The following is a 2,542-nucleotide window of genomic DNA, read 5'->3' as shown; positions in this document are numbered from 1 at the left end:
CCGGCCATCGAGGCCTACGGGCTGGGCTTCCTGTGGAGCAGCGAGTGGGACCCGGTGCAGGAGCGCTTCGGCGGCCTGGTCATGATCTGGGGGACGCTGGCGAGCTCGGCCATCGCGCTGCTCATCGCCGTGCCGGTGAGCTTCGGCATCGCGCTGTTCCTCACCGAGCTGGCCCCGGGCTGGCTCAAGCGCCCGCTGGGCATCGCGGTCGAGCTGCTCGCCGCCGTCCCCTCCATCGTCTACGGCATGTGGGGCCTGCTGGTGTTCGGGCCGCTGCTGGCGACTTACGTGCAGCAGCCGCTGCAAGCGGCGTTTGGCGACGTGCCGTGGCTGGGGACGCTGTTCCAGGGCCCGCCCGTGGGCCTGGGGCTGCTGTCGGCCGGGATCATCCTGGCCATCATGATCATCCCGTTCATCGCCTCGGTCATGCGCGACGTCTTCGAGGTCACGCCGCCGATGCTCAAGGAGTCGGCCTACGGGCTGGGCGCCACGACCTGGGAGGTCGTCTCCAAGGTGGTGCTGCCCTACACCAAGACCGGCGTGGTGGGCGGGATCATGCTGGGACTGGGCCGCGCCATCGGCGAGACGATGGCCGTGACGTTCGTGATCGGCAACATGAACCAGCTCGGCTCGCTGTCGCTGTTCGAGCCGGCCAACAGCATCACCAGCGCCCTGGCCAACGAGTTCGCCGAGGCCGGCGAGGGGCTGCACCAGGCCTCGCTCATCTACCTGGGACTGGTGCTGTTCTTCATCACATTCGTGGTGCTGGTGCTGTCGCGGCTGCTGCTCAAGCGGCTGCAGAAGAACGAAGGAGCGCGCACATGAACGCCGCCGTCACGAAACCTTCCGCGGCGCCGGACCGGCGCCTGGCCAGGCACCGCGCGCGCAAGCGCACCAATGCCCTCGCGCTGGCGCTGGCGCTGGCCGCCATGGCCTTTGGCGTGTTCTGGCTGATCTGGATCCTGTGGGAGACGCTGCGCCTGGGGCTGCCGGCGCTGTCGCTGGCCGTCTTCACCGAGATGACGCCGGCGCCGCAGTCCGCGGGCGGCGGCCTGGCCAACGCCATCTTCGGTTCGCTGATGATGGTGGGGCTGGCCACGCTCATCGGCACGCCCGTGGGCGTGATGGCGGGCATCTACCTCGCCGAGTACGGGCGCAAGGGCTGGCTGGGCGGGGCCACGCGCTTCATCAACGACATCCTGCTGTCGGCCCCGTCCATCGTCATCGGCCTGTTCATCTACTCGGTGGTGGTGGCGCCCATGCGCGGCTTCTCCGGCTGGGCCGGGGTGCTGGCGCTCACGCTCATCGTCATCCCCATCGTCGTGCGCACCACCGAGAACATGCTCTCGCTGGTGCCCAACGCGCTGCGCGAGGCGGCCTACGCGCTGGGCACGCCGAAGTGGAAGGTCATCGGCGCCGTCACGCTCAAGGCCGCGCGCGCGGGCGTGCTCACCGGGGTGCTGCTGGCGCTGGCCCGCGTCTCGGGCGAGACCGCGCCGCTGCTGTTCACGGCGCTGTCCAACCAGTTCTGGAACCCGAGCCTGTCGCAGCCCATGACCAGCCTGCCGGTGACGATCTTCAAGTTCGCCATGAGCCCTTACGAGAACTGGCAGCAGCTGGCCTGGGCCGGCGTCTTCCTCATCACGCTGGGCGTGCTCGCGCTCAACATCGCCGCGCGCGTGCTGCTGCGGCAAAAGCACTGAACCAAGAGACCGGGACACCATCGACCATGAACGCCGTCCTCGCCGACAAGCCCGCTGCCCTGGACTACGCGCTGCCCGCCCACGAGAGAGCGAAACTCTCCGTGCGCGACCTGCGCTTCTATTACGGCAACTTCCTGGCGCTCAAGCACATCAACCTCGACATCCCGGAGAAGAAGGTCACGGCCTTCATCGGGCCCTCGGGCTGCGGCAAGAGCACGCTGCTGCGCACCTTCAACCGCATGTTCGAGCTCTACCCCGAGCAGCGCACGGAAGGCCAGATCCTGCTCGACGGCCACGACATCCTGAGCTCCAAGCTTGACGTGAGCCTGGTGCGCGCCAAGGTCGGCATGGTGTTCCAGAAGCCCACGCCGTTCCCGATGTCGATCTACGACAACATTGCCTTCGGCGTGCGGCTCTTCGAGACGCTGCCGCGCGTGGAGATGGACGAGCGCGTGGAGTGGGCGCTGCGGAAGGCCGCGCTGTGGAACGAGGTCAAGGACAAGCTCGGCCAGAGCGGCGCGGGGCTCTCGGGCGGCCAGCAGCAGCGGCTGTGCATCGCGCGCGGCATCGCCATCCGCCCGGAGGTGCTGCTGCTCGACGAGCCGTGCTCGGCGCTGGACCCGATCTCCACGGGCAAGATCGAGGAGCTCATCCACGAGCTCAAGAGCGACTACACGGTCGTGATCGTGACGCACAACATGCAGCAGGCCGCGCGCTGCTCGGACTACACGGCCTACATGTACCTGGGCGACCTGGTGGAGTTCGGCCCGACTTCGGAGCTGTTCATGAAGCCGCGCAAGAAGGACACCGAGGACTACATCACCGGGCGCTTCGGCTGA

3 protein-coding genes are annotated in these 2,542 nt (G+C 68.1%); all 3 read left to right on the top strand.

Features of this window, described 5'->3' with window-relative positions:
* Positions 1-825, top strand: an 825-nt coding sequence (pstC, locus tag FJ694_RS36250) for a phosphate ABC transporter permease subunit PstC (RefSeq protein ID WP_157272362.1), incomplete at its 5' end; no start/stop codon positions are given.
* Positions 822-1,703: a phosphate ABC transporter permease PstA gene (pstA, locus tag FJ694_RS36245; protein WP_157272361.1), complete on the top strand. Its 882-nt coding sequence runs from the start codon at positions 822-824 to the stop codon at positions 1,701-1,703. The genes pstC and pstA, both read left to right, overlap by 4 nt.
* A 26-nt stretch (positions 1,704-1,729) precedes the next feature.
* Entirely contained in the window at positions 1,730-2,542 is an 813-nt protein-coding gene (gene pstB / locus FJ694_RS36240) for a phosphate ABC transporter ATP-binding protein PstB (protein WP_157272360.1), read from the top strand.

It is taken from the genome of Azohydromonas aeria (assembly GCF_009760915.1).
In the GTDB taxonomy this organism is placed as follows: domain Bacteria; phylum Pseudomonadota; class Gammaproteobacteria; order Burkholderiales; family Burkholderiaceae_C; genus Azohydromonas; species Azohydromonas aeria.
The sequence above is the reverse complement of the archived record's forward strand: the minus strand, read 5'-3'. Positions and strand labels throughout refer to the sequence as shown.